The organism is Serratia sp. 121840015-1 (assembly GCF_053627655.1).
This window is the reverse complement of the sequence record NZ_JBSEYF010000007.1, coordinates 24579-47936: the sequence shown is the minus strand read 5'-3', so window position 1 is coordinate 47936 and position 23358 is coordinate 24579. Positions and strand designations below refer to the sequence as shown.

The 23358-nt window shown below is 59.4% G+C and carries 26 protein-coding genes; 24 read left to right on the top strand and 2 right to left on the bottom strand.

Going from position 1 to position 23358, the window contains the following annotated elements; translation table 11 throughout:
- Positions 1 to 19: 19 nt before the first annotated feature.
- The 6 genes from ACUXAC_RS23325 to tauD all read left to right on the top strand — a co-directional run bounded on the left by ACUXAC_RS23325 (position 20) and on the right by tauD (position 4980).
- Positions 20 to 622 carry a LysE family translocator gene (locus tag ACUXAC_RS23325; protein ID WP_038878079.1) on the top strand — a complete coding sequence of 201 codons (603 nt, stop codon included), beginning with the start codon at positions 20 to 22 and terminating at the stop codon, positions 620 to 622.
- Between the two features lie 10 nt (positions 623 to 632).
- A complete protein-coding gene (locus ACUXAC_RS23320; protein WP_343181916.1) occupies positions 633 to 1415 on the top strand; it encodes a PhzF family phenazine biosynthesis protein in 783 nt (260 codons plus the stop codon).
- A 114-nt stretch (positions 1416 to 1529) separates the two neighbouring features.
- On the top strand, positions 1530 to 2525 hold the full coding sequence (gene tauA / locus ACUXAC_RS23315) for a taurine ABC transporter substrate-binding protein (RefSeq protein ID WP_060424564.1): 996 nt from the start codon (positions 1530 to 1532) through the stop codon (positions 2523 to 2525).
- 9 nt (positions 2526 to 2534) lie between these two features.
- On the top strand, positions 2535 to 3302 hold the full coding sequence (gene tauB / locus ACUXAC_RS23310) for a taurine ABC transporter ATP-binding subunit (RefSeq protein WP_038878069.1): 768 nt from the start codon (positions 2535 to 2537) through the stop codon (positions 3300 to 3302).
- Entirely contained in the window at positions 3299 to 4135 is an 837-nt protein-coding gene (gene tauC, locus ACUXAC_RS23305) for a taurine ABC transporter permease TauC (protein WP_033631937.1), read from the top strand. The genes tauB and tauC overlap by 4 nt, the downstream gene beginning before the upstream one ends.
- The gene (gene tauD, locus ACUXAC_RS23300; protein WP_033636267.1) at positions 4132 to 4980 is read left to right on the top strand and encodes a taurine dioxygenase; all 849 of its coding nucleotides are present in this window, start codon (positions 4132 to 4134) and stop codon (positions 4978 to 4980) included. Before tauC ends, tauD begins: the two co-directional genes overlap by 4 nt.
- Positions 4981 to 4983: 3 nt before the next feature.
- On the opposite strand, the gene ACUXAC_RS23295 is transcribed toward tauD, so the two are convergent.
- On the bottom strand, positions 4984 to 6897 hold the full coding sequence (locus ACUXAC_RS23295; RefSeq protein WP_060424569.1) for an ABC transporter ATP-binding protein: 1914 nt from the start codon (positions 6895 to 6897) through the stop codon (positions 4984 to 4986).
- A gap of 129 nt (positions 6898 to 7026) precedes the next feature.
- Here ACUXAC_RS23295 and kefG point away from each other — a divergent pair, with 129 nt between their 5' ends.
- From kefG to ACUXAC_RS23260, 7 genes are all read left to right on the top strand, one after another.
- On the top strand, positions 7027 to 7578 hold the full coding sequence (kefG, locus tag ACUXAC_RS23290; RefSeq protein WP_033645385.1) for a glutathione-regulated potassium-efflux system ancillary protein KefG: 552 nt from the start codon (positions 7027 to 7029) through the stop codon (positions 7576 to 7578).
- A 2-nt stretch (positions 7579 to 7580) separates the two neighbouring features.
- The gene (gene kefB / locus ACUXAC_RS23285; RefSeq protein WP_033645251.1) at positions 7581 to 9389 is read left to right on the top strand and encodes a glutathione-regulated potassium-efflux system protein KefB; all 1809 of its coding nucleotides are present in this window, start codon (positions 7581 to 7583) and stop codon (positions 9387 to 9389) included.
- A 14-nt stretch (positions 9390 to 9403) separates the two neighbouring features.
- Entirely contained in the window at positions 9404 to 9607 is a 204-nt protein-coding gene (locus ACUXAC_RS23280; protein ID WP_015379274.1) for a YheV family putative zinc ribbon protein, read from the top strand.
- Positions 9608 to 9719: 112 nt separating this feature from the next.
- The gene (gene slyD / locus ACUXAC_RS23275; protein ID WP_038878063.1) at positions 9720 to 10307 is read left to right on the top strand and encodes a peptidylprolyl isomerase; all 588 of its coding nucleotides are present in this window, start codon (positions 9720 to 9722) and stop codon (positions 10305 to 10307) included.
- A gap of 92 nt (positions 10308 to 10399) precedes the next feature.
- A complete protein-coding gene (locus ACUXAC_RS23270) occupies positions 10400 to 11428 on the top strand; it encodes a LacI family DNA-binding transcriptional regulator (protein WP_387445096.1) in 1029 nt (342 codons plus the stop codon).
- 122 nt (positions 11429 to 11550) lie between these two features.
- Positions 11551 to 12990, top strand: a complete 1440-nt coding sequence (gene nhaC / locus ACUXAC_RS23265; RefSeq protein WP_047729710.1) for a Na+/H+ antiporter NhaC — start codon at positions 11551 to 11553, stop codon at positions 12988 to 12990.
- A gap of 1 nt (position 12991) precedes the next feature.
- Positions 12992 to 14164 carry a MalY/PatB family protein gene (locus tag ACUXAC_RS23260; RefSeq protein WP_193158457.1) on the top strand — a complete coding sequence of 391 codons (1173 nt, stop codon included), beginning with the start codon at positions 12992 to 12994 and terminating at the stop codon, positions 14162 to 14164.
- Between the two features lie 15 nt (positions 14165 to 14179).
- Here ACUXAC_RS23260 and ACUXAC_RS23255 read toward each other — a convergent pair whose 3' ends face one another.
- Positions 14180 to 14407, bottom strand: coding sequence for a SlyX family protein (locus ACUXAC_RS23255; RefSeq protein ID WP_421082760.1), 228 nt, complete (start codon positions 14405 to 14407; stop codon positions 14180 to 14182).
- 356 nt (positions 14408 to 14763) lie between these two features.
- Here ACUXAC_RS23255 and fkpA point away from each other — a divergent pair, with 356 nt between their 5' ends.
- The 11 genes from fkpA to bfr all read left to right on the top strand — a co-directional run bounded on the left by fkpA (position 14764) and on the right by bfr (position 23178).
- Positions 14764 to 15603, top strand: a complete 840-nt coding sequence (fkpA, locus tag ACUXAC_RS23250) for an FKBP-type peptidyl-prolyl cis-trans isomerase (protein ID WP_038878056.1) — start codon at positions 14764 to 14766, stop codon at positions 15601 to 15603.
- 373 nt (positions 15604 to 15976) lie between these two features.
- On the top strand, positions 15977 to 16699 hold the full coding sequence (locus tag ACUXAC_RS23245; RefSeq protein WP_004930418.1) for a helix-turn-helix transcriptional regulator: 723 nt from the start codon (positions 15977 to 15979) through the stop codon (positions 16697 to 16699).
- On the top strand, positions 16699 to 17088 hold the full coding sequence (gene tusD, locus ACUXAC_RS23240; protein WP_015379269.1) for a sulfurtransferase complex subunit TusD: 390 nt from the start codon (positions 16699 to 16701) through the stop codon (positions 17086 to 17088). The genes ACUXAC_RS23245 and tusD overlap by 1 nt, the downstream gene beginning before the upstream one ends.
- Before the next feature lie 7 nt (positions 17089 to 17095).
- Positions 17096 to 17455, top strand: a complete 360-nt coding sequence (gene tusC / locus ACUXAC_RS23235) for a sulfurtransferase complex subunit TusC (RefSeq protein ID WP_033636258.1) — start codon at positions 17096 to 17098, stop codon at positions 17453 to 17455.
- Between the two features lie 9 nt (positions 17456 to 17464).
- Positions 17465 to 17752 (top strand): sulfurtransferase complex subunit TusB, encoded by a 288-nt coding sequence (tusB, locus tag ACUXAC_RS23230; RefSeq protein WP_019456119.1) that lies wholly within the window; start codon positions 17465 to 17467, stop codon positions 17750 to 17752.
- Between the two features lie 143 nt (positions 17753 to 17895).
- Positions 17896 to 18270 (top strand): 30S ribosomal protein S12, encoded by a 375-nt coding sequence (rpsL, locus tag ACUXAC_RS23225; protein ID WP_004930426.1) that lies wholly within the window; start codon positions 17896 to 17898, stop codon positions 18268 to 18270.
- A 96-nt stretch (positions 18271 to 18366) separates the two neighbouring features.
- Complete coding sequence (rpsG, locus tag ACUXAC_RS23220; RefSeq protein ID WP_004956203.1) at positions 18367 to 18837, top strand: 30S ribosomal protein S7; 471 nt, start codon at positions 18367 to 18369, stop codon at positions 18835 to 18837.
- Positions 18838 to 18930: 93 nt separating this feature from the next.
- Entirely contained in the window at positions 18931 to 21045 is a 2115-nt protein-coding gene (fusA, locus tag ACUXAC_RS23215) for an elongation factor G (RefSeq protein ID WP_060428649.1), read from the top strand.
- 70 nt (positions 21046 to 21115) lie between these two features.
- Positions 21116 to 22300, top strand: coding sequence for an elongation factor Tu (gene tuf, locus ACUXAC_RS23210; RefSeq protein WP_015376315.1), 1185 nt, complete (start codon positions 21116 to 21118; stop codon positions 22298 to 22300).
- 130 nt (positions 22301 to 22430) lie between these two features.
- On the top strand, positions 22431 to 22625 hold the full coding sequence (gene bfd / locus ACUXAC_RS23205; protein WP_015379266.1) for a bacterioferritin-associated ferredoxin: 195 nt from the start codon (positions 22431 to 22433) through the stop codon (positions 22623 to 22625).
- Between the two features lie 73 nt (positions 22626 to 22698).
- On the top strand, positions 22699 to 23178 hold the full coding sequence (gene bfr, locus ACUXAC_RS23200; protein ID WP_060424586.1) for a bacterioferritin: 480 nt from the start codon (positions 22699 to 22701) through the stop codon (positions 23176 to 23178).
- The last annotated feature ends 180 nt before the right edge of the window (positions 23179 to 23358 follow it).

Here is a 23358-nt window from a genome sequence, read left to right as displayed (position 1 = left end):
GGTGAGGAGCACCCGTGCCATGGAACCGAGTTTATTCCTTTCGATGCTGGGCTTCCTGTGGGTCGCCGCCATCACGCCTGGCCCCAATAACCTGCTGTTGACTACCTCCGGCGCTAACTTCGGCTTTATGCGATCGCTGTGGCTGATGGTCGGTATCATGCTCGGCATGCAAAGCATTTTGCTGCTGGTGGCTTTCGGCGTCGGCAGCCTGATCCTGGTCTACCCGTCGCTGCACCTGATCCTGAAAATCCTCGGCAGTCTGTACCTGCTGTGGCTGGCGTGGAAAGTCGCCACCGCCGCCTATGAAAAACTGGAAACCGACGTGGCGCCGCCGCAGCCGGTGCGGCTGTATCAGGGCTGGCTGCTGCAGTTCCTCAACCCGAAAGCCTGGCTGATGGCGCTGGGGGCGGTGGCCAGCTTCAGCCTGGCGGGCGATAAGTACAACGGATCCATTGCGGCGATCGCGCTGGGCATTTTGGTGGTCAACATTGTCGCCGGCATTATCTGGCTGGCGTTCGGCACCGTGATCGGCCGCCTGCTGCGCAGCAAAAAGGCCTGGGTTATCTTCAACGTTTCCATGGGGTTGTTGACCGCAGCCTGTGTGTTACTGATCTGGCATTAAGGAGCGAACGATGGCGGAAAATTATTATCACGTGGTTGCCTTTACCGGCAAAGGGCTGCGCGGCAACCCGGCCGGGGTTTGCCTGCTGACGCAGCCGCTGCCGGCGGCGCGGCTGCAGGCGATCGCCAACGAGATCGGCCTGCCGGAAACCAGCTTTGTCTGGGATGACGGCGACATGACCGCTATCCGCTGGTTTACCCCGGAACGCGAGGTCGACCTTTGCGGCCACGGCACCCTGGCGGCGGCGCATGTGATGTTCAGCGCGATCAATCCGGCGCTGCAGGATATCCGCTTCCGTTCGGCCGGCGGCGAGCTGTTCGTCAAGCGCGATGCGCAGGACGGGGAACGGCTGGTGCTCGACTTCCCCGCACGGCCGCCGCAGAAGGTGGCTGAACCGGCGGGCCTCGCGGCGCTGCTGGGCGAGCAGCCGCTGGAGGTGTGGCAGGCGAAAGCGCTGATGGTGGTGCTGGAAAATGAGACGCAGGTACGCGCGCTGCGGCCGGACATCCCGGCGCTGATCGCGCTGGCCGGGCGTGCGGTAATCGTTACCGCGCCGGGTGACACCGTGGACTTCGTGTCGCGCTATTTCACGCTCGACGGCGGTGAAGATCCGGTTACCGGCTCCGCGCACTGCACGCTGATGCCTTACTGGACGGCGCGTCTCGGCCGCCATCGGCTGCATGCGCAGCAGATCTCGGCACGCGGCGGCGAACTGTTCTGCGAACTGCACGGGGATCGCACGCTGCTCGGCGGCTATGCTCATGTGTTCCTGCACGGAAGTATCGCGCTGTAACCCGTGTTTATATTACTCACGGTAATAAAGAAGACTTTTTTATTCTTTTATAGCCCGTCATCGCTCAGATAAAACTGTCAGCAACTGAACAGATTTTTATCAACGGAGCGGAACATGGCGGGCAAACTCTTTTCCTTACGCAACGCGGCGCTGTTGGCGCTGTCGCTCAGCGCAACCAGCGCCTACGCGGTGGATGTGACCGTGGCGTACCAGACGTCGGCGGAACCGGCCAAGGTGGCGCAGGCGGAAAACAGCTTCGCCAAACGGTCCGGCGCGACCGTCGACTGGCGTAAGTTCGACAGCGGCTCCAGCGTGCTGCGTGCGTTGGCCTCCGGCGACGTGCAGATCGGCAATATCGGCTCCAGCCCGCTGGCGGTGGCCGCCAGCCAGAAACTCCCCATCGAAGTGTTCCTCATCGCCTCGCAGCTCGGCAGTTCCGAAGCGCTGGTGGTGAAAAATGACATCAAAAGCCCGCAGGATCTGATCGGCAAGCGCATTGCGGTGCCGTTTATCTCCACCACCCATTACAGCCTGCTGGCCTCGCTCAAGCATTGGGGCATCAAGCCTGAGCAGGTGAAGATCCTCAATCTGCAGCCGCCGGCCATCGCCGCCGCCTGGCAGCGCGGCGACATCGACGGCGCCTACGTCTGGGCGCCGGTGGTCAACGAACTGGCCAAACAGGGCAAGGTGTTGACCGACTCCGCGCAGGTGGGCGAATGGGGCTCGCCGACGCTGGACGTGTGGGTGGTGCGCAAAGATTTTGCCGAGAAACATCCCGACGTGGTGACCGCCTTTGCCGCCAGCGCCCTGCAGGCGCAAAAAGCCTACCTGGCGGCGCCGGAACAGTGGCTGAAAGATCCGAACCACCTCAGCACGCTGGCACGCCTGAGCGGCGTGCCGGAAGCGCAGGTGCCGGAGCTGGTGAAGGGAAACCGTTATCTGCCGGTGGCGGATCAGGTTGCCCAGCTCGGCCAGCCGGTGGACAAGGCGATCCGCGATACCGCCGAATTCCTCAAGCAGCAGGGCAAGATCCCGCAGGTCGACAGCGACTACAGCGCTTACGTGACCGACCGCTTTGTGAAACAGGTGCAGGCTGCGCCGCAGTCGTAAGGAAGCAGGATGCTAAACGTCAATCATCTTTCAGCAGAGTATCAGGGGCGGCCCGCGCTGCGTGACGTGTCGTTCCAGATCGCCGCCGGGCAACTGGTGGTGGTGCTCGGCCCGTCGGGCTGCGGCAAGACCACGCTGCTGAATTTGATCGCCGGGTTTATCGAGCCTTCAGCTGGCAGCATCACGCTGGATGGAACGCCCGTTCACGGCCCGAGCGCCGAACGGGGCGTGGTGTTCCAGCATGAGGGCTTACTGCCGTGGCGCAACGTGGTGGACAACGTCGAGTTCGGCCTGCAACTGGCCGGCGTCGGCAAGGCGCAGCGCCGCCAGGTGGCGGAGCAGATGCTGCAGCGCGTGGGGCTGGCGGGCTATGAACAGCACTTCATCTGGCAGCTTTCCGGCGGCATGCGCCAACGCGTCGGCATCGCCCGCGCTCTGGCCGCCGATCCGCGGCTGTTGTTGTTGGACGAGCCGTTCGGCGCCCTGGACGCGTTCACCCGCGAGCAGATGCAGGAGCTGTTGCTGACCATTTGGCGTGATACCGGCAAGCAGGTGCTGCTGATCACCCACGATATCGAAGAGGCGGTGTTCCTCGCCAGCGAACTGCTGCTGCTGTCGCCGGGGCCAGGGCAGGTGGTGGAGCGGCTGTCGCTGAACTTCGGCCAACGCTATGCCGACGGCGAAGCCTGCCGCGCCATCAAGTCAGATCCTGAATTTATCGCGCAGCGCGAATACGTGCTGGGCAAAGTTTTCCAACAGCGCGAGGCCTTGCTATGAGCCTGCATTCCACTCTGAAGGCCGCGGCGCAGCCGCAGGGCAAAGCGGCACGCCGTTTCAGCGTGCCGCGCAACGTTTGGCTGAGCGGCGCCACGCTGTTGACGGTGTTGATCGTCTGGTGGGGCGTAACGGCGCTGCAGCTGATCAGCCCGCTGTTTTTGCCGGCGCCGCAGCAGGTGCTGCACCAGTTGATCACCATCGCCAGCCCGCAAGGCTTTATGGACGCCACGCTGTGGCAACATCTGGCGGCCAGCCTGGGGCGCATTCTGGTAGCGCTGTTGGCGGCGGTGATCGTCGGCATTCCGGTGGGCATTGCCATGGGGCTGAACGACACGGTACGCGGCATCCTCGATCCGCTGATTGAAATCTATCGCCCGGTGCCGCCGCTGGCCTATCTGCCGCTGATGGTGATTTGGTTCGGCATCGGCGAAACCTCAAAGATCTTGCTGATTTATCTGGCGATCTTCGCGCCGGTGACGCTGTCTGCCGTGGCCGGCGTGCGCAGCGTGGCGCAGGTGAGGGTGCGTGCCGCCCGCGCGTTGGGCGCCACGCGTTGGCAGGTGCTGCGTTTCGTGGTGCTGCCGAGCGCGCTGCCGGAGATCCTGACCGGCATTCGCATCGGGCTGGGCGTCGGCTGGTCGACGCTGGTGGCTGCCGAACTGATCGCCGCCACGCGCGGCCTGGGATTTATGGTGCAATCCGCCGGTGAGTTTCTGGCGACCGACGTGGTGTTGGCCGGCATCGGCGTGATTGCGGTGATTGCATTTGGGCTGGAGCTGGGGCTGCGTGCCCTGCAGCGCCGATTGACCCCGTGGCATGGAGTACAGCAATGAACGAACGTCTGAATATCACCCCGCTGGGGCCTTACATCGGGGCGCTGGTGGAAAACGTCGAGTTGGCCCGGCCGCTGGGCGACGGCCAGTTTGAACAGCTTTATCATGCCTTGCTGAAGCATCAGGTGCTGTTCTTCCGCAATCAGCCGATCACGCCGCTGCAGCAGCGCGATCTGGCCGGCCGCTTCGGCGATCTGCATATCCATCCGGTCTATCCGCACGCCACCGACGTGGAAGAGATCATCGTGCTCGATACCCACGACGACAACCCGCCGGACAACGATAACTGGCACACCGACGTGACCTTTATCGAGAACCCGCCGCTGGGGGCGATCCTGGCGGCCAAGACCTTGCCTTCCACCGGCGGCGATACGCTGTGGGCCAGCGGCATCGCGGCCTACGAGGCGTTGTCGGCGCCGTTCAGAACGCTGCTCGCAGGGCTGCGTGCGGAGCATGACTTCACCAAGTCGTTCCCGGAACATAAACATCGCGGCAGTGAAGAGGAGCATCAGCGCTGGCAGCTGGCGGTGCAGAAAAACCCGCCGCTGCTGCATCCGGTGGTACGCACCCACCCGGTCAGCGGCCGGCAGGCGCTGTTCGTCAATGAAGGATTTACCACGCGGATCGTCGATCTGGCGCCGAAAGAGAGCGACGCTTTGTTGAACTTCCTGTTTGCTCACATCACCAAACCGGAGTTTCAGGTGCGCTGGCGCTGGCAGGAAAATGACGTGGCGATCTGGGATAACCGCGTGACGCAACACTACGCCAACGCGGATTATCTGCCGCAGCGGCGCATCATGCACCGCGCGACCATTCTGGGGGATAGGCCTTTTTACAAGGCCTGAGGCTTAGGCTTCGAACGCCTGCGTTAACTGTTCCAGCTGTTCCTGTGCATCCAGCCAGGTCATTTCCGTCTCTTCCAGCGCGGATTTGGCCTGGCTTTGCTTTTGCAGGCAGTCGGTCAACTCGGCCTTGCGGCTGATGTCGTACAGTGCGGAATCCGCCAGCTGTTCCTCCACCGCCGCCAGTTCGGCGCCCAGTTTTTCCATTTGCTGTTCCAGCTTGGCGATCTGCTTGCGCAGCGGCTGGGTCTGCGTACGGAACTCCGCCTCGCGGCGTTTTTGATCCTTGCGCGCCTGCGCGCTGTTGCCGCCGCTCTCTTTTTCCGGTGCGTCCTGCTGGCTTTCCTGGCGCTGCAGGTCGACAAGCCACTGCTGGTAGTCGTCGAGATCGCCCTCGAAAGGCTCGACCTGGCCGTCGTGCACCAGGTACAGATCGTCGGTGGTGGAACGCAGCAGGTGACGGTCGTGCGAGACCACCACCAACGCGCCTTCGAAATCGATCAGCGCTTCGGTCAGCGCCTGACGCATGTCGAGATCCAGGTGGTTGGTCGGTTCATCGAGCAGCAGCAGGTTAGGGCGCTGCCAGACGATCAGCGCCAGCACCAGCCGCGCCTTCTCGCCGCCGGAGAAACGTTCGGTCACTTCGCTGACCTTGTCGCCCTGGAAACCGAAACCGCCCAGATAGTCGCGCAGCTGCTGCTCCAGCACCCGTGGCGCGATGCGGCTCAGGTGCTGCAGCGGCGATTCGTCGGCGCGCAAGAATTCCAGCTGGTGCTGGGCGAAGTAACCCAGCTTGATGCCTTTCGCCAGGCCGATCTCGCCGCTCAGCGGTTCCAGAGTGCCGGCCAGCAGTTTGATCAGCGTCGATTTACCGGCGCCGTTGCGGCCGAGCAGGCCAATGCGCGAGCCGGGCACCAGGTTCAGCTTGATTGACTTCAGGATCACTTTGTCGCCATACCCGGCGCTGACTTTGTCCATGCGCAGCAGCGGATTCGGCAGGCTTTCCGGCGGACGGAAGCTGAAGGTGAACGGGTTGTCGACGTGCGCCGGGGCGATCAGCTCCATGCGCTCCAGCATCTTGATGCGGCTCTGCGCCTGCTTGGCCTTGGTGGCCTGCGCGCGGAAACGGTCGATATAGCTTTGCAGGTGCGCCACTTTTTCTTGCTGGTGCTGATACAGCGACTGCTGCTGCGCCAGTTTGGTGGCGCGCTGGCGTTCGAACGACGAATAGTTGCCGGTGTATTCATTCATCGTCTGCTGTTCGATATGCAGGATCTTGTCGACGATCGGATCGAGGAAGTCGCGGTCGTGCGAGATCAGCACCAGCGTGCCGGGATAGCTTTTCAGCCAGCGCTCCAGCCAGATCACCGCGTCGAGATCCAGGTGGTTGGTCGGTTCGTCGAGCAGCAGCAGGTCGGAACGGCACACCAGCGCCTGCGCCAGGTTGAGGCGCATGCGCCAGCCGCCGGAGAAGTCGCGCACCGGGCTTTGCAGCTGTTCGTTGGAGAAGCCGAGGCCGTGCAGCAGGCTGGCGGCGCGGGAGCGGATGGTCCAGGCGTCGATAGCGTCCAGCTTGCCGTGCAGGGTGGCGATGGCGTGGCCGTCGTTGCGATCGTTGGCCGCCTGCAATTCGGCTTCGAGTTGGCGAAACTCGCGGTCGCCGTCGATAACATACTCGATTGCCGGCACGTCCAGCGCCGGCGTCTCCTGGTTGACCCAGGCCAGCGCCCAGTTGCCGGGGAAGGTGAAGCTGCCGCCGTCCGCCGCGATCTCGCCCTTCAGCAGCGACAGCAGCGTGGATTTGCCGCAGCCGTTTTTGCCCACCAGGCCGACCTTCTGACCTGGATTAACCGTCGCCGTGGCGTTGTCCAGCAGGACGCGGATGCCGCGTCGGATTTGTAGCGAGGAGAATACAATCATAAAGCGCCGTATGTTCAGAGTATGTTAAATTATCATTAAGGTAACAGAACGCGCACCGCGCGCTGTTTTTGTCTTTGCGATGCATGGTAACGGAAAACCGCTACCCTGACGACGCTTTGGAGGGGAATGATGTCGCAGCCGCCCAAGGTCTTGCTGCTGTATGCCCATCCGGAATCCCATGACTCGGTGGCGAACCGGGTTTTGCTTCGACCGGCGCAGCAGTTGGAACATGTCACCGTGCACGATCTCTACGCGCACTACCCTGATTTTTTTATCGATATCCATCACGAACAACAGCTGCTGCGTGAGCATCAGGTCATCGTGTTTCAGCATCCCCTGTACACCTACAGCTGCCCGGCGCTGCTGAAGGAGTGGCTGGATCGCGTGCTGTCGCGCGGCTTTGCCAGCGGCGTGGGCGGCAATGCGCTGGCGGGCAAATACTGGCGTTCGGTGATCACCACCGGCGAACCGGAAGGCGCCTACCGCACCGGCGGTTATAACCACTACCCGATGGAAGATATTCTGCGGCCGTTCGAGCTGACCGCCGGGATGTGCCATATGCATTGGCTGACACCGTTCGTGGTGTATTGGGCGCGGCGGCAAAAGCCGGAGGTGCTGCGTAGCCATGCGGATGCCTACGGCGAGTGGCTGAGCCACCCGCTGCCGCGCGGAGGACGGTGAGCATGGAAGGATCGACCTTACTGACCGCCATTTTACTGTTCCTGTTCGCCGCGGTGGTGACGGTGCCGATCGCCCGTCGCCTGGGGATCGGCGCGGTGCTGGGCTATCTGATCGCCGGCATCGCCATCGGCCCTTGGGGATTGGGCTTCATTCGCGACGTCGACGAGATCCTGCACTTCTCCGAGCTGGGCGTGGTGTTCCTGATGTTCATCATCGGTCTGGAGCTGAACCCCAGCAAGCTGTGGGAGCTGCGGCGTTCGATCTTCGGTGCCGGCGCCGGCCAGGTGTTGATCACCGCGGCGGTGCTGGGTGCGTTGCTGTACCTGACGCACTTCGCCTGGCAGGCGGCGGTGATCGGCGGCGTCGGCCTGGCGATGTCTTCCACCGCCATGGCGCTGCAGCTGATGCGCGAGAAGGGCATGAACCGCAACGAAGGGGGGCAACTCGGCTTCTCGGTGCTGCTGTTCCAGGATATGGCGGTGATCCCGGCGCTGGCGCTGATCCCGATTCTGGCCGGCGCCGGCGGCACCAGCGACGACTGGGCGAAGATCGCGCTCAAGGTGGCGGCGTTCGGCGGCATGCTGATCGGCGGCCGTTTCCTGCTGCGGCCGCTGTTCCGCTATATCGCCGCTTCCGGCGTGCGCGAGATCTTCACCGCCGCGGCGCTGTTGCTGGTGCTCGGCTCGGCGCTGTTTATGGAAGCGCTCGGCCTGTCGATGGCGCTCGGCACCTTCATTGCCGGGGTGCTGCTGGCGGAGAGCGAATACCGCCACGAACTGGAAATTTCCATCGAGCCGTTTAAAGGGCTGCTGCTGGGGCTGTTCTTTATTTCGGTGGGCATGGTGTTGAATATCGGCGTGCTCTACACCCATCTGGCCGAGGTGTTGATCGGCGTGCTGGTGCTGGTGACGGTCAAATCCGGCGTGCTCTACGGCGTGTCGCGCCTGTTCGGCCTGCGCAGTTCGGTGCGCCTGCAGTTCGCCGGGGTGCTCAGCCAGGGCGGTGAGTTCGCCTTCGTGCTGTTTTCGGCGGCGGGCGCCCAAAAGGTGCTGCAGCCGGATCAACTCTCTTTGCTGCTGGTGGTGGTGACGCTGTCGATGATGACCACGCCGCTGCTGATGCAGGCCATTGACCGCATTTTGGCGCGCCGCTATAACGCCAAAGACGAAGACGAGGAGACGCCGTACGTGGAAGATGACGATCCGCAGGTGATCATCGTCGGCTTCGGGCGTTTCGGCCAGGTGATCGGCCGCCTGTTGATGGCCAACAAAATGCGCATTACCGTTCTGGAGCGCGACGTCAGCGCCGTTGGCGTACTGCGGCGCTACGGCTACAAGGTTTATTACGGCGATGCCACCGAGCTGGAGCTGCTGCGCGCGGCGGGCGCCGAGAAGGCCAAGTCGATCGTGATCACCTGCAACGAGCCGGAAGACACCATGGAGATCGTGCGGCTGTGCCAGCAACACTTCCCGAACCTGAGCATTCTGGCGCGGGCGCGCGGCCGCGTGGAGGCGCATGAGTTGCTGCAGGCGGGGGTGAAACAGTTCAGCCGCGAAACCTTCTCCAGCGCGCTGGAACTGGGGCGCAAGGCGCTGATGGAGTTGGGGATGCACCCGCATCAGGCCTTCCGCGCCCAGCAGCATTTCCGCCGCCTGGATATGCGCATGCTGCGTGAACTGATGCCGCCGCATCAGGGCGACGTGGCGCAAATTTCCCGTGTGAAAGAGGCGCGGCGCGAGCTGGAAGAGCTGTTCCATCGCGAAATGCAAAAAGAAAGCCGCCAGTTCGACGGCTGGGACGAATACGAATAAGCGGGAGCATAACGATGTCTGCAACACGTAAGAGATTTATCGCCGGGGCGGTGTGCCCGAGCTGTAGCGCCATGGATACGTTGGCGGTATGGCGGGAGGATCAGGTGGAGGTGGTGGAGTGTGTCAAGTGCGGCCACCATCAGCGCCAGACCGAACAACAGGTGGAAAAACACGTTCGCCCGCAAGAGCAGGTGATCGGCATTTTCCAGCCGAAGTAGCGTTTTTTTATCCCGGAGGGTACAGCGAGGCAGATTTCCGTTACAATCTGTCCGGAAAAGGCGCGCATCCCGATAACGGTGCGCGTCCTAGTAGCCAACGGTAGGAGATATCATGAAAGTAGCAAAAGACTTGGTGGTCAGCCTGGCTTACCAAGTACGTACAGAAGACGGTGTTTTGGTTGATGAGTCTCCGGTGAGCGCACCGCTGGACTATCTGCACGGGCATGGTTCTCTGATCGCAGGTCTGGAAAAAGCACTCGAAGGCCACGACGTTGGCGATCGTTTTGACGTTCACGTCGGCGCGAACGACGCGTACGGCAACTACGACGAAAACCTGGTGCAGCGCGTACCGAAAGACGTCTTCATGGGCGTTGACGAACTGCAGGTTGGCATGCGTTTCCTGGCTGACACCGATCAGGGCCCGGTACCGGTTGAAATCACCGAAGTTGACGGCGACCACGTGGTGGTTGACGGCAACCACATGCTGGCCGGCCAAAACCTGAACTTCAACGTGGAAGTTGTCGCGATCCGCGAAGCGACCGAAGAAGAACTGGCGCACGGCCACGTACACGGCGAGCACGACCATCACCACGAGCACGGTGAAGGCTGCTGCGGCGGTCACGGCCACAGCCACGATCACGACCATGGTCACGACCATGGTAAAGGTGGTTGCGGTAACGGCGGCTGCGGCTGCCACTAAGCAGAGCGCAGTGACGAGACAAGAGGGCGGCCATCGGCTGCCCTTTTTTATGCGCGGCGCACCGGGCGCCGAACGGCACAACAGGACATGCCATGGCCACCATGAAAGACGTTGCGCGCCGCGCCGGCGTTTCCACGGCCACCGTCAGCCGGGTGATCAATAATACCGCCTACGTTGAACCGGTGACCCGCGAACGCGTCGAGAAAGCGATGCGCGAGTTTAACTACCATCGCAACGCCGCCGCGCTGGCGCTGGCGAAAAGAAGCGGCAATATGCTGGGATTGCTGACCGGCAACCTCGACGATCCGTTTTTTTCACGCCTGGCGCGGGGCGTGGAAGACATCACGCGGCAGGCCGGCGTGCGGTTGATGTTGTGCAGCGGCGGGCATCAGGCCGAGCTGGAAAAAAGCGGCCTCGATTTTCTCATCAACCAGGGATGCGAAGCCATCGTGGCGCACGTCACGCGCATGGGGGAGGAGGAGCTGCTGCGCTACGCCGCCCACACGCCTGCGCTGGTGCTGATCAATCGTTATCTGCCCGCCATCGCCAACCGTTGCATCTGGCTCGACAACGCCAATGCGGCGCAGACGGCGACCGAGTTGCTCATACGCCAGGGGCATCGGAGAATTGCCTGCGTGACGGCGGATCTGCCGATCGACGACCGCGCGCAGCGGTTAGCGGGTTACCGCAAGGCCATGGCCGCCGCCGGCATTGAGGCACCCGGCAGCTGGATCATCAGCGTGCCCTTCAACGAGCGAGGGGGCGAACTGGCGGCCGAGCGCGTGCTGGCCAGCGACCCATGCTTCACCGCCGCAGTGACCTTCAACGACGTAATGGCCGCCGGCATGATGCGCACCTGCCACCAACGGCACATTCAGCTGCCTGAGGCGCTGTCGATCGTCGGTTTTGACGACATTGCCCTGGCGAAGTATCTCCACCCTGCGTTGACCACCGTGCATTATCCCATCGAGAAAATGGCTCGGCGTGCCGCGCGCCTGGCGCTACAGATCCACAGCGGCAGCGACATCGCGCCACGGAACAACCGCTTTTCGGCCGAACTTATCCTGCGAGACTCCGTAGCCGACGGCGAACCGCATGAGCAAAGCAAGCTCGGCGAATGAGAGACGGCTCACACAACGCCATCTCATGAAACCGATTACATGGCCGCTTGCCTGCGCTCACATCCTCCAATTACCGAAGCCATTACGCTGTTGCAGTACCCCATCTTCAACAGGAGCCGTATATGGATAATAAGAAAACGCTCAACCTTGGGCTGGCGACGCTGCCGATTGTGGCCATGCTGTTGCTGCTCATCATCGGCTATGGCCAGTTTGGCCTGCGCATTGAACCGCTGCTGCTGGTTTCCGCCGCCATCGCCGCGGCGTTAGCCTGGTGGCAAGGCTACCGCTGGGACGACATCATCGAGGCCATCGTGGCCAAGCTGGCGAAGGCGATGCCGGTGATCATGATCCTGATCTGCGTGGGCGGCCTGATCGGCACCTGGATGATCAGCGGCACCATCCCTTACATGGTGTATTGGGGGCTGAAGCTGATCAGCCCGCAATACATTCTGATCGCCGCGTTCTTCATCACCAGCGTGATCTCGGTGTGCACCGGCACCTCGTGGGGGGCGGCCGGCACCGTGGGCGTGGCGCTGATGGGCGTGGCCGCCGGTCTGGACGTGCCGCTGGCCGCCGCGGCCGGGGCGGTGGTGTCCGGCGCTTACTTCGGCGACAAAATTTCGCCGTTGTCCGATTCGACGAACTTCGCGGCTATCGTTGCGGATACCGATCTCTACAGCCATATCCAGCATCTGATGTACACGACGCTGCCGAGTTTTATCCTGGCCGCCGTGGTGTACCTGATCGCCGGCCACACCGGTGCGGTGGGCAGTGTGGCAACGCCCGAGAAAGTGACCGAAATTGTCGGTGCGCTCGAGGGGCTGTACCACTTCAATCTGCTGCTGATCCTGCCGCCGGTGCTGGTGCTGTGGGGCGCGGTGACCAAACGGCCGGTGATCCCCGTCATGCTGGCCGCCTGCGCGCTGGCGATCGCCATCGGCGTCGCGCTGCAGGGCTTTAGCCTGCAGCAGGGGCTGAATGCGTTGATGGACGGCTTCAATCTGTCGATGTTCGCCACTCAGGGCCATAACGTCGAAGGGATCGTCGCCGATGTGCCGCGCCTGCTGAACCGCGGCGGCATGTTCTCGATGATGAGTACGATCCTGCTGGTGTTCTGCGCCTTTTCCTTCGCCGGCGCCCTGACGCTGACCGGCGCGCTGACGGTGATCATCAGCCGGCTGCTGAAAGTGGTGCACACCACCGGCCAGCTGATCGCCGCCACCGTTGCCACCACTATCCTGGTGACCGGCGCGACCAGCGACGGCAAGCTGGCGCTGCTGATCCCGGCGGAACTGTTCAAAGGGGCCTATCGACGCATGGGGCTGGACAACAAAAATCTGTCGCGCACCGTCGAAGATGCGGGCACCGTCATTGAACCGCTGATCCCGTGGACGGCCGCCGGCATTTACATGGCCACCACGCTGGGGGTCAGCACCCTCGATCTGCTGCCGTGGGCGATCCAATGTTATGCCGCGGTGGTGTTCGCCCTGATTTATGGGTTCACCGGCTTCGGTATCGCCAAACTCCAACCTCAGAACGACTTGCAGCGTAAGGAAGCCTGACATGACGAGTCATTTCAACGCCATCATCGATCGCCACAACACCGGCTCCGTGAAGTGGGACTTCATCGACCGCTATCTGCAACTGGACGGCAGTGAACTGTTGCCGATGTGGGTGTCCGATTTCGACTTTCCGTGCCCGCCGGAGGTGCAGCAGGCGCTGCATCAGCGGGTGGACCACGGCGTCTTTGGCTACAGCGAACGCGACGACGCTTACTATGAGGCGGCGATCGACTGGTTTGCCAAGCGGCACGGCTTGCCGCTGCGGCGCGAATGGTTCACGTCGATTGAAGGGGTAGTGCCGGGGTTGGCGATGCTGATCCAACTGCTCAGCAAGCCGGGGGATGGCGTGGTGGTGCAGGGGCCGTATTATGGCTCGTTCGCCAAGATAGTCACCATGAACGGCAGAGAGGTGATTGAAAACCCGCTGCTGGAAACCCCGCAGGGATACCGGATCGATTTCGACCAGCTGGCCGCCTGTCTGGCGCAGCGTAAACCGCCGCTGTTGTTGCTGTGCAATCCGCACAACCCGACTGGCCGTTGCTGGCGCCGTGATGAACTGGAGCGGCTCATGGCGCTCTGCCACGCCCACGACGTCACGGTGATCTCCGATGAAATTTGGGCCGATCTGCTGCTGCCCGGCGAGACGTTTACGTCGGTGTTGCATCTGGGCGAGGAATATCGCGAGCGGGTCATTGCGGCGACGTCCGCCAGCAAAACGTTCGGCCTTTCCTCGCTGCGCATTTCGAATTTCCTGATCCCCAATGCCTGGCTTCGGCAGGCGTTTGTCGATCGGCTGAACGCCCACGGGCTGGATGTGTTCAACGCGTTGTCGATGACGGCGGCGACCGCGGCCTATCAACGGGGCGCGGCCTGGCTTGATGAGCTGCTCGACTACCTGGCGGAGAACCGGCGTTGGTTTAAGCAGGCGCTGGCGGACGCCGCGCCCTGGTGCACGATGACCCAGGCTGAAGGGACCTATCTCGCCTGGCTGGATTGCCGCTCGCTGGGTTTGAACGATGCTGACTTGCAGCAGGCGCTGGTGGCGGTGGCGAAGCTGGCGCCGTCGATGGGCAGCGGTTTCGGCCCGCAGGGGAGCGGTTTTATCCGTATCAACCTGGGATGCCCGCGCCGGTATCTCGAGCGTGCCGTCGCAGGGCTGGCACGCCTGAAATAACCGCATGGCGGGCCCTCAATAGTGCGGCGGAGGCGTTTCTTCCGATTGCGAGGCGATCATTGAGGTTTGGGGCGAGCGCAGCTTGTCGGTCAACATGCGCAGATGTTCGCGCATCTTCAGCATTTCCATTTGATGCTGGATGACGGTCTGGTTGAGCTCTTCGATGGTGAGCTCTTGGAAGGCCTGACGGCTCTCCAGTTCTTCAAGCCGCTGTAGCAGGCGTTGAGTGTCGGCGTTGTGCATGAGGCTACCTCTGACGCGATAAAATCCTGATTCGGCGCTATGGTAACAGCTGGCGCCGGGTTTGCTCGCGCTATTTCTCCAGACGGCGCGCAACGTTGCGATCGGCAGTGTAAAGTGCTGAAAAGTTGCGCGCCTGATACGCCGTTTTTTGCTAACCTCGCCGAATATTCTGCAAGAAAAATCTGATTTATCATGCGAGTAGCACGCGGTGGGAAACTTCTTGGCAAAGCGGGAGTCACACTTTGACTCGATTGGTTACCTGTGCGACTGTTTTGTTTTGTTTCAGGCAGCTATAGTAGCCCGGTTATCTTACCTAATGATTGTTTGGGGCATTGCTTCAGACACTGGAGAAATGGATGAAATCTTTGTTTAAAGTCACGCTTCTGGCAACCACCATGGCTTTTGCTCTGAATGCGACCCAGGTCATGGCAGCCGATGCCGCCAAACCGGCAGAAGCCGCTAAACCAGCGGACGCGGCAGCAGCACCGAGCACCGGCAAGTTCAAAAACGACGACGAGCAAGCGGCTTACGCACTGGGCGCCTCTCTCGGTCGTTACATGGACAACTCTCTGAAAGAGCAAGAGAAGCTGGGCATCAAGCTGGACAAAGATCAGCTGATCGCCGGCGTTCAGGACGCATTCGCCAACAAGAGCAAGCTGAACGATGCCGACATCGAGAAGACCCTGCAGGGCTTCGAAGCGCGCGTGAAGGCTTCCGCTCAGGCGAAGATGGAACAGGACGCCAAGGACAACGAAACCAAAGGCGCCAAGTACCGCGACAGCTTCGCTAAAGAAAAAGGCGTGAAGAAAACCGAATCCGGCCTGCTGTACCAGGTAGAGAAACCGGGCGCGGGTGAAGCACCGAAAGACAGCGACACCGTGGTAGTGAACTACAAAGGCACCCTGACCGACGGTACCGAGTTCGATAACTCCTACACCCGCGGCGAGCCGCTGTCGTTCCGTCTGGACGGCGTGATCCCAGGCTGGACCGAAGGCCTGAAGCACATCAAGAAAGGCGGCAAAATCAAGCTGGTGATCCCACCGGCGCTGGCCTACGGTAAAACCGGCGTTCCGGGCATCCCGGCTAACTCCACGCTGGTCTTCGACGTTGAGCTGCTGGACGTGAAAGCGGCGCCGAAAGCCGACGCTAAAGCTGAAAAACCGGCTGACGCGAAAGCCGCTACCAAAGCGAAATAACATCGTCGCTCTGTTTGCCACCGCCGCGGATGCCCTCCGCGGCGGTTTTCATTTCGGCAGCCGCCGCCTCTCTCTCCATTGAACGCTTGACGCCTGCCGGGCATCGGGCTTAACGTCAATACCACGCGCAAACGCAAGGACTTTGCTCCGGCCGCTTTGCTAGACTAATAATTCTGATTTATCAGTCATGCGTCTGCCCCTTAGGGCGTGTACCTAAAATTGTTCCCGGCCGCCTCGCCCGCGGATGTCATCGTGCCGTTTGATGCCGCTCTCAGCCGGCCGCGATGCGGCGTGCCGACGACGGCAGCGATCCGGTCCGAGCGGTTTTAGCTGCGCCCCCTGGCACAGGCGATCTATGAGGGTGGTATCTTCGATGTCGAATTCGCTTTTATCCAGCGAAGCCAGCGAACTTGATTTGCTGAATGAACGTCCGTTTACTCAAACGGATCATGAAATCCTGAAATCCTATGAAGCGGTGGTCGACGGGTTGGCGATGTTGATCGGCGGCCACTGCGAGATCGTACTGCACGCGCTGGAAGACCTGAACAGCTCTGCGGTACGCATCGCCAACGGTGAACATACCGGGCGTAAAATCGGCTCGCCGATCACCGATCTGGCGCTGCGCATGCTGCACGACATGGCCGGCGACGACAGCAGCGTGTCGAAAGCCTACTTTACCCGCGCCAAGAGCGGCGTGTTGATGAAGTCGGTGACCATCGCCATTCGCAATCGCGAGCAGCGGGTGATCGGCTTGCTGTGCATCAACATGAACCTCGACGTGCCGTTCTCGCAGATCATGCAGACCTTTATGCCGCCAGCCACGCAGGACGTGCCGTCGTCGGTGAATTTCGCTTCTTCCGTCGACGATCTGGTGGCGCAGACGCTGGAGTTCACCATCGAAGAGGTGAACGCCGACCGCTCGGTGTCCAATAACGCCAAGAATCGTCAGGTGGTGCTCAATCTCTATGAAAAAGGCATCTTCGACATCAAGGATGCGATCAACCAGGTGGCGGATCGCCTGAATATCTCCAAACACACCGTGTATCTGTACATCCGCCAGTTCAAGAGCGGCGATCTGTTGGGAAGCGACCGTTGATGCTCGATTATTGCCTGTTGGTCACCGGCCCGGCTTACGGCACGCAGCAGGCCAGCAGCGCCTATCAGTTCGCTCAGGCTTTGCTGGCGAAAGGGCACCGGCTTTCCAGCGTTTTTTTCTACCGTGAAGGGGTGTTGAACGCCAACCAGCTGACCGCGCCGGCCAGCGACGAGTTCGACCTGGTGCGCGGCTGGGCGCAGCTGGCGCAGCAACACGGCGTGGCGCTCAACGTCTGCGTTGCTGCTGCGCTGCGCCGTGGCGTCACCGACGAGCAGGAGGCGGCGCAGCAGGGGCTGGCAAGCGCCAACCTGCAGCCCGGTTTTACCCTGAGCGGGCTGGGTTCCCTGGCCGAAGCGTCGCTGAGTTGCGACCGTCTGGTGCAGTTCTGAGGATATGATGAAACGAGTCGCTTTTGTTTTCACCCACGGGCCGCACGGCGGCGCCGGCGGCAGGGAAGGGCTGGATGCGCTGCTCGCCACGTCGGCGCTCAGCGAAGACTTGGGGGTGTTTTTTGTCGGCGATGGCGTATTGCAGCTGTTGCCGGGCCAGCAACCGGAAAAGATTTTGGCGCGCAATTACATTGCCACCTTCGGCGTGCTGCCGCTGTATGACGTGGAGCGCTGCTATCTGTGCCAGGCTTCGCTGCAGGAGCGTGGGCTGAGCCAGGTGACCGATTGGGTGCTGGACGCCGAGGTGTTGGCGCCGGACGAACTGCGCCGCGAACTGGCCGGCTACGACGCCGTGATGACGTTTTAGGATCCTTTGATGCTGTATACCCTGAGCCATTCGCCAAACCAATGTGACTTACCTGCGCTGCTGCGCCTGACGGCAGAGGGCGACGCGCTGCTGCTGCTGCAGGACGGCGTGCTTGCCGGCCTTGCCGGCAGCGCCCATCTTGAATTGCTGCTCGCCGCCCCCATATCCCTTTACGCGCTGCAGGACGACCTGGAAGCCCGGGGATTGGTTGGTCATTTCTCGCACAAAATCACTGTCGTCGGCTATAATCACTTCGTTGAATTAACCGAACAACACCGCAGCCAAATGGCCTGGTGATGAGAGTGATGTTGTATATTTCTTGACACCCATACTGGTCAGCCCTAAAATTCTGCGTCCTCGTACTTTGCCAATAGTGCATACGAGGGGATTTATCACATGTTTACGAAGCTAGTACGAAGCAAAAACCAGGAGCTTTTTTAATGGCAACAATTAACCAGCTGGTTCGCAAACCACGCTCTGTGAAGGCTGCTAAAAGCAACGTTCCAGCGCTGGAAGCCTGCCCGCAGAAACGTGGCGTATGCACCCGCGTATACACCACTACCCCGAAAAAACCAAACTCCGCACTGCGTAAAGTTTGCCGTGTGCGTTTGACCAACGGTTTCGAAGTAACTTCCTACATCGGTGGCGAAGGCCACAACCTGCAGGAACACTCCGTAATCCTGATCCGTGGCGGTCGTGTAAAAGACCTGCCAGGTGTGCGTTACCACACCGTCCGTGGTGCACTTGACTGCTCCGGTGTTAAAGACCGTAAGCAAGCTCGTTCCAAGTACGGCGTGAAGAAGCCAAAGGCTTAATGGTTCTCCGTTAAGTAAGGCCAAACGTTTTAACTTTAATGTCAAAATAAACTCGTAGAGTTTTGGACAATCCTGAATTAACAACGGAGTATTTCCATGCCACGTCGTCGCGTAATCGGCCAACGTAAAATCCTGCCAGATCCTAAGTTCGGATCTGAGCTGCTGGCCAAATTTGTAAATATCCTGATGGTAGACGGTAAAAAATCTACTGCAGAAGCAATCGTCTATACCGCGCTGGAGACCCTGGCTCAGCGTTCTGGTAAAGATCACCTGGAAGCTTTCGAAGTCGCTCTCGACAACGTTCGCCCGACTGTAGAAGTTAAGTCGCGTCGCGTTGGCGGTTCTACTTATCAGGTACCAGTTGAAGTCCGCCCGGTTCGTCGTAATGCTCTGGCAATGCGTTGGATCGTTGATGCTGCACGTAAACGCGGTGATAAATCCATGGCTCTGCGCCTGGCGAACGAGCTGTCTGACGCAGCAGAGAACAAAGGTTCTGCTGTTAAGAAGCGTGAAGACGTTCACCGTATGGCCGAAGCCAACAAGGCGTTCGCCCACTACCGCTGGTAATCACCCGGCTGTAGTCATGCTAACCAAGCGGGCGCGTCAAATCGGCCCGCTTGGGTTAACTGAACTTGAACGCCCTAGGAATAGAGGAATCAAATGGCTCGTACAACACCCATTGCACGCTACCGCAACATCGGTATCAGTGCTCACATCGACGCCGGTAAAACCACCACTACCGAACGTATTCTGTTCTACACCGGTGTAAACCACAAAATCGGTGAAGTTCATGACGGCGCTGCCACCATGGACTGGATGGAACAGGAGCAGGAGCGTGGTATTACCATCACTTCTGCAGCGACTACTGCTTTCTGGTCTGGTATGGCCAAGCAGTTCGAACCGCATCGCGTAAACATCATCGACACCCCAGGGCACGTTGACTTCACCATCGAAGTAGAACGTTCCATGCGTGTGCTGGATGGCGCGGTAATGGTTTACTGTGCTGTTGGTGGTGTTCAGCCACAGTCTGAAACCGTATGGCGTCAGGCTAACAAATACAAAGTGCCACGTATCGCGTTCGTTAACAAAATGGACCGTATGGGTGCTAACTTCCTGAAAGTTGTTGGCCAGATCAAATCTCGTCTGGGCGCTAACCCTGTTCCTCTGCAGCTGGCTATCGGCGCAGAAGACAAATTCACCGGCGTTATCGACCTGGTGAAGATGAAGGCGATCAACTGGAACGAAGAAGACGCAGGCGTAACCTTCGAATACGAAGACGTGCCGGCTGACATGATGGATCTGGCTGAAGAATGGCGCCAGAACCTGATCGAGTCCGCTGCGGAAGCTTCCGAAGAGCTGATGGAAAAATACCTGGGCGGCGAAGAGCTGACCGAGGAAGAAATCAAATCCGCTCTGCGTCAGCGCGTACTGAACAACGAAATCATCCTGGTTACCTGTGGTTCTGCGTTCAAGAACAAGGGCGTGCAGGCGATGCTGGATGCGGTAATCGAATACCTGCCGGCACCAACTGACGTTCCTGCGATCAACGGTATCCTGGACGACGGTAAAGACACTCCGGCTGAGCGTCACGCAAGTGATGACGAGCCGTTCTCTGCGCTGGCGTTCAAAATCGCTACCGACCCGTTCGTAGGTAACTTGACCTTCTTCCGCGTGTACTCCGGCGTTGTTAACTCCGGCGACACCGTGCTGAACTCCGTTAAGTCTGCGCGCGAGCGTTTCGGCCGTATCGTTCAGATGCACGCTAACAAGCGTGAAGAGATCAAAGAAGTTCGCGCAGGCGACATCGCCGCTGCGATCGGTCTGAAAGACGTGACCACCGGGGACACCCTGTGTGACCCAGACTCTCCAATCATCCTGGAGCGTATGGAATTCCCTGAGCCGGTAATCTCTATCGCCGTTGAACCGAAAACCAAAGCTGACCAGGAAAAAATGGGTCTGGCTCTGGGCCGTCTGGCTAAAGAAGACCCGTCATTCCGCGTATGGACTGACGAAGAGTCTAACCAGACCATCATCGCCGGTATGGGTGAACTGCACCTCGACATCATCGTTGACCGCATGAAGCGTGAATTCAACGTTGAAGCTAACGTGGGCAAACCTCAGGTAGCTTACCGCGAAGCGATTCGCGCGAAGATTACCGACGTTGAAGGTAAGCACGCCAAGCAGTCTGGTGGTCGCGGTCAGTACGGTCACGTTGTGATCGACATGTACCCACTGGAGCCGGGCTCTAACCCGAAAGGTTACGAGTTCATCAACGACATCAAAGGTGGTGTAATTCCTGGCGAATACATCCCTGCCGTTGATAAAGGCATCCAGGAGCAGCTGAAGTCTGGTCCGTTGGCTGGTTACCCGGTAGTAGACATGGGTATTCGTCTGCACTTCGGTTCTTACCACGACGTTGACTCCTCTGAACTGGCGTTTAAACTGGCCGCGTCTATCGCCTTTAAAGAAGGCTTTAAGAAAGCGAAACCAGTTCTGCTTGAGCCTATCATGAAGGTTGAAGTTGAGACTCCAGAAGAGAACACCGGTGACGTTATCGGTGACTTGAGCCGTCGTCGCGGCATGCTGCGCGGTCAGGAATCTGAAGTGACTGGCGTTAAGATCCACGCTGAAGTACCGTTGTCCGAAATGTTCGGCTACGCAACTCAGCTGCGTTCTCTGACTAAAGGTCGCGCATCATACACCATGGAATTCCTGAAGTATGATGATGCACCGAACAACGTCGCTCAGGCCGTAATCGAAGCCCGTGGCAAATAAGCCGCAGGGTTAAAACCAAAGTCCCGTGCTCTCTCCAGAAGGGGAGAGCGCTATAGTAAGGAATATAGCCGTGTCTAAAGAAAAATTTGAACGTACAAAACCGCACGTTAACGTTGGTACTATCGGCCACGTTGACCACGGTAAAACTACCCTGACTGCAGCGATCACCACCGTACTGGCTAAAACCTACGGCGGTTCTGCACGTGCTTTCGACCAGATCGATAACGCGCCAGAAGAAAAAGCTCGTGGTATCACCATCAACACCTCTCACGTTGAATATGACACCCCGACTCGTCACTACGCGCACGTTGACTGCCCAGGGCACGCCGACTACGTGAAAAACATGATCACCGGTGCTGCTCAGATGGACGGCGCGATCCTGGTAGTAGCTGCGACTGACGGCCCAATGCCTCAGACTCGTGAGCACATCCTGCTGGGTCGTCAGGTTGGCGTTCCTTTCATCATCGTATTCATGAACAAATGCGACATGGTAGATGATGAAGAGCTGCTGGAACTGGTAGAAATGGAAGTTCGCGAACTGCTGTCCGCTTACGACTTCCCAGGCGACGACCTGCCGGTAATCCGCGGTTCCGCGCTGAAAGCGCTGGAAGGCGAAGCTGAGTGGGAAGCGAAAATCATCGAACTGGCCGAAGCCCTGGACAGCTACATCCCAGAGCCAGAGCGTGCTATCGACAAGCCGTTCCTGCTGCCAATCGAAGACGTATTCTCCATCTCCGGTCGTGGTACCGTTGTTACCGGTCGTGTTGAGCGCGGTATCATCAAAGTTGGCGAAGAAGTTGAAATCGTTGGTATCAAAGACACCGTTAAGTCTACCTGTACTGGCGTTGAAATGTTCCGCAAACTGCTGGACGAAGGCCGTGCTGGTGAGAACGTAGGTGTTCTGCTGCGTGGTATCAAACGTGAAGAAATCGAACGTGGTCAGGTACTGGCTAAGCCAGGCTCCATCAAGCCGCACACCCAGTTCGAATCTGAAGTGTACATCCTGAGCAAAGATGAAGGTGGTCGTCACACGCCATTCTTCAAAGGCTACCGTCCACAGTTCTACTTCCGTACTACTGACGTGACCGGTACCATCGAACTGCCAGAAGGCGTAGAGATGGTAATGCCAGGCGACAACGTGAACATGGTTGTAACCCTGATTCACCCAATCGCGATGGACGACGGTCTGCGTTTCGCAATCCGTGAAGGCGGCCGTACTGTAGGCGCTGGTGTTGTTGCTAAAGTTATCGCTTAATCGCGAATAATTTTTCGACACAAAAAGGGCACTTCGGTGCCCTTTTTTTATGCAATTTGTTCAAATCTTAATTGAAATAAAAACCATTCCTATTTAGACTCAATGCATTGGTTAAGAAGTGAGTCTCTCTATGTATGTATGTCTGTGTAATGCGGTGACTGACAAAGCGATCCGTAATGCGGTGCGTCAGCACAATCCCCATACCATGAAGCAGCTGCGTGAACTTGTGCCGATTGGTACCGATTGTGGAAAGTGCATTCGTCAGGCAAGACAGATTATGGTGGAGGAACGCGGAACTATCATCCCAATGCATGAAGTTGCCTAACAAAGGGTAAGGTTATTTTTGACTCTTGGCTTACAGGTTCTACACTTTTAGAACTGGCCAGGAGGAGTTACCTATGAAAGGCGATAAAAAGATCATTGCTCACCTCAACAAGCTGCTCGGCAACGAGCTGGTTGCCATCAATCAATATTTCCTGCACGCCCGCATGTTCAAGAATTGGGGCTTAATGCGCCTCAACGACAAGGAATACCACGAGTCGATCGACGAAATGAAGCATGCCGATCGCTACATCGAGCGTATCCTGTTCCTGGAAGGGCTCCCTAACCTGCAGGATCTCGGCAAGCTGAACATCGGCGAAGACATTGAAGAGATGCTGCGTTCCGATCTGGCGCTGGAGCTGGCAGGCGCTAAAAACCTGCGTGAAGGTATCGCCTATGCCGACTCGATTCATGATTACGTCAGCCGCGATTTGATGATCGATATCCTGGCTGATGAAGAAGAGCATATCGACTGGCTGGAAACCGAGCTGGATCTGATCGCTCGCCTCGGTATTCAAAACTATGCCCAGGCCCAGGTTCTAGAGCGCAAAGAGTAAGCCTGTCTTCCGTTCGTCATCGTCTCTCCTGCCGGCGACCGTTTTTACGGTGGGGCAGGGGAGCTTCCCCGCCAAGCATAATTCATACCCTGTTAGCCGTCCTCATCTCGCGACTGCCGCTGAACGCGCAAAAATGACGATTTCCTGAGCATATTTCCAACTGCGGCTTGCTTCCTGGGC